The organism is Kitasatospora sp. NPDC059088 (genome assembly GCF_042738155.1).
Taxonomy (GTDB): Bacteria; Actinomycetota; Actinomycetes; order Streptomycetales; family Streptomycetaceae; genus Kitasatospora.
The window spans coordinates 56,614-59,328 of the sequence record NZ_JBHYGR010000025.1; the positions used below are offsets into that span (position 1 = coordinate 56,614).

Here is a 2,715-nt window from a genome sequence, read left to right on the forward strand (position 1 = left end):
CTCGCGCCCGCGCCGCCCCCCCCCCGCCCCCCCCCCCGCCGGGGGGCGCCCCCCCCCCCCCCCGGGGGCCCGGGTGGTCGGCCTCGGCCGCCGGCCGTCAGGCGGCCTCGAAGCCCGCGTGGTCGGCGATCTTCTTGAGCTCGGCCAGGGCGTGCTTCTCGATCTGCCGGATCCGCTCACGGGTGAGGCCGTGCTGCTTGCCCACCTCGGTGAGGGTGCGCTCGCGGCCGTCCTCCATGCCGTAGCGGGAGCGGATGATCGAGGCGGTGCGGTCGTCCAGCCGCCCGATCAGGCCGTCCAGCTCCTCGCGGCGGAGCATCACCATCACGGCGTCCTCGGGGGACGTCGCCCCGGTGTCCTCCACCAGGTCGCCGAACTGGGTCTCGCCCTCGTCGTCGACCGACATGTTGAGGCTGACCGGGTCCCGCGCCCAGTCCAGCACGTCCTTGATCCGGGCCTCGGTGGTGTCCAGCTCGGCCGCGATCTCGGCCGGCTCCGCCTCACGCCCCAGCTCCTTGGACTTCTCCCGCTGCACCCGGCGGATCCGGCCGAGTTCCTCGACCAGGTGCACGGGCAGCCGGATGGTGCGGGACTGGTCGGCGATCGAGCGGGTGATCGCCTGCCGGATCCACCACGTCGCGTAGGTGGAGAACTTGAAGCCCTTGGCGTAGTCGAACTTCTCGACGGCGCGCACCAGACCGGCGTTGCCCTCCTGGATGAGGTCCAGCAGGGGCAGGCCGCTGCGCGGGTAGCGCCGGGCGACGGCCACCACCAGGCGCAGGTTCGAGCGGATGAAGACGTCCTTGGCGCGCTCGGCGTCGGCGGCTATCGTCTCCAGCTCCTCGCGCGTGACGCCGTCGGGGAGCCGGCCGTCGGGGAGTTCGCTCTCCTCCAGCAGGTGCTGGGCGTACACACCGGCCTCGATCCGCAGCGAGAGCTCGACCTCCTCGGCGGCATCGAGCAGGGGCGTCCTGGCGATCTCGTCGAGGTACATACCGACCAGGTCGCGGTCGGCCTCAAGGTTGGTCGGGCGGGCCGCGCGAGTCCGGTCGGCCCTGTCGCGAACGACGGCACGGGTGGCCATGCTTGCTCCCTTTGCTGGTGTTGCCGAGGTCTGCCTGCCTGCCCCCCTGGAGGGCAAGAAGTGCGGGCCCCCAGGGGCTCACACGTAACGATCCAACGAACAGATTCCGGACAACATTCCCAAGTCGTTCAGATTCTTCCTCGTGATGCAGTATCCTGCCGGTTTTCACCCCGGTTCTGGACACTCGGTGACCACCCGGGCACCTCGGGTGCCCGTTCGCGACCGCCCGTGGAACGCCTCTTCACCGACCGCACACGCAACCGTCGCCCATGGGTTGAACAGGCGAACGCTTGTGGACGTTCCCGCGCGCCCCCGGCTTCCGCCCGCGCCCGCCCCCCGGCGCACGCAGGTCCTCCGCACAAAAGATGCCGAATCGCTATCACTCCAGCTCCCGATCGGCACAGCGCACTGGGAAGGTGTCAGGCATGCACCTGACCAACAGCACGAGACCCGTCACCGTGCGTCATCGCCGCCTCCTCCGGGACGCGTCGGTCGCGCTGGGCTGCGCCGCGCTGTTCGGCCTCCTGGCGGCGCTGGTGACGGGCCGCTGGCACCCCCTGCACGAGTTCGACCAGGACTGGATCGGCGGACTGCACTCCTACGCACGCGATCACCGGATCTGGACCGCCGCGGTGCAGACCCTCTCCGACATCGGCGGCCCGGTCACGATGCGTATCCTGCTGGGCTGTGCGGCCGCCTGGCTCCTGCTGATCGGTGCCCGGGTGCTGGCCGGCTGGGTGGCCGCCCAGGCGCTGGTGGGCTGGGCGGCCCAGTGGGCGCTCAAGCTGGCCGTCGGCCGGCAGCGGCCCGCCTTCTCCGACCCGGTGTCGCACGCGGGCGGCCCGGCCTTCCCCTCCGGGCACGCCATGGCCTCGGCGATCACCTGTGCCGTCCTGGTCGGCCTGGTCTGGTACCGGGTCGGCCGACGCGGCCGGACCGCCGCCTGCGCGGTGGCCGCGGTGACGGTGCTGACCATCGGCTGGACCAGGACCGCCCTCGGGGTGCACTGGCCCAGCGACGTACTGGCCGGCTGGCTGGCCGCCGGCGCCGTGCTGGGCGTCGTGACGGCCGTGATCGAACTCTGGCGGCCGGGCGCCCTGGCCCGGGACGTCCGACGGGTCAACTGGCGCACCAGGCCCAGGGTCCAGCGGGTCATCGTGCCGTCCGTCCGCATGCCGCGGGCCGACGAGCCGCTGGAGGAGAGCGAGTTGGACGGTCCGCTCCGCTGACCCGGCCCCGAGGGGGCGGTGCCGGAGGACCGAGGGAGCGGAGGGACGGGAACGCCGCAGGCCCTCCGCCCGGGGTGGGCGGAGGGCCTGCGAACTGCGGTTCTGAATGTGCCCCAGGCAGGATTCGAACCTGCGACACCGGCTTTAGGAGAGCCGTGCTCTATCCCCTGAGCTACTGAGGCGTGGCCGGTCGGTGACCAGGCCGTTCACAGCGTACCGGATCAGGGGTCGGCCGGGGGTGGCGGACCGGGAGGCGGGGGTGCCGGGGTCTGACGGGGGGACAGCGCGGGGGGGGGCCGGGGGGGCGGGGCCCCCCCCCCCCGGGGCGGGCGAGCAAGCGCCCCCGGGCGGGCGGGATTGGCGGGGGGGTGAGGGGGGGGGTGTTGGGCCCCCCCGCCCGCC

General features: G+C 73.2%; 2 protein-coding genes and 1 tRNA gene. 1 reads left to right on the top strand and 2 read right to left on the bottom strand.

Annotated elements, in window-relative coordinates:
• Nucleotides 1–97: 97 nt before the first annotated feature.
• Nucleotides 98–1,084 carry a sigma-70 family RNA polymerase sigma factor gene (locus tag ACFWXO_RS14110; RefSeq protein WP_380524061.1) on the bottom strand — a complete coding sequence of 329 codons (987 nt, stop codon included), beginning with the start codon at nucleotides 1,082–1,084 and terminating at the stop codon, nucleotides 98–100.
• A gap of 425 nt (nucleotides 1,085–1,509) precedes the next feature.
• Here ACFWXO_RS14110 and ACFWXO_RS14115 point away from each other — a divergent pair, with 425 nt between their 5' ends.
• On the top strand, nucleotides 1,510–2,313 hold the full coding sequence (locus ACFWXO_RS14115) for a phosphatase PAP2 family protein (RefSeq protein ID WP_375892772.1): 804 nt from the start codon (nucleotides 1,510–1,512) through the stop codon (nucleotides 2,311–2,313).
• A gap of 109 nt (nucleotides 2,314–2,422) precedes the next feature.
• On the opposite strand, the gene ACFWXO_RS14120 is transcribed toward ACFWXO_RS14115, so the two are convergent.
• A tRNA-Arg gene (locus ACFWXO_RS14120) sits at nucleotides 2,423–2,495 on the bottom strand.
• Nucleotides 2,496–2,715 lie beyond the last annotated feature (220 nt).

Bases quoted from the DNA above. Each gene is read 5' to 3' on its own strand.
- ACFWXO_RS14110 (WP_380524061.1), bottom strand. From the start codon at position 1,084: ATGGCCACCCGTGCCGTCGTTCGCGACAGGGCCGACCGGACTCGCGCG.
- ACFWXO_RS14115 (WP_375892772.1), top strand. From the start codon at position 1,510: ATGCACCTGACCAACAGCACGAGACCCGTCACCGTGCGTCATCGCCGC.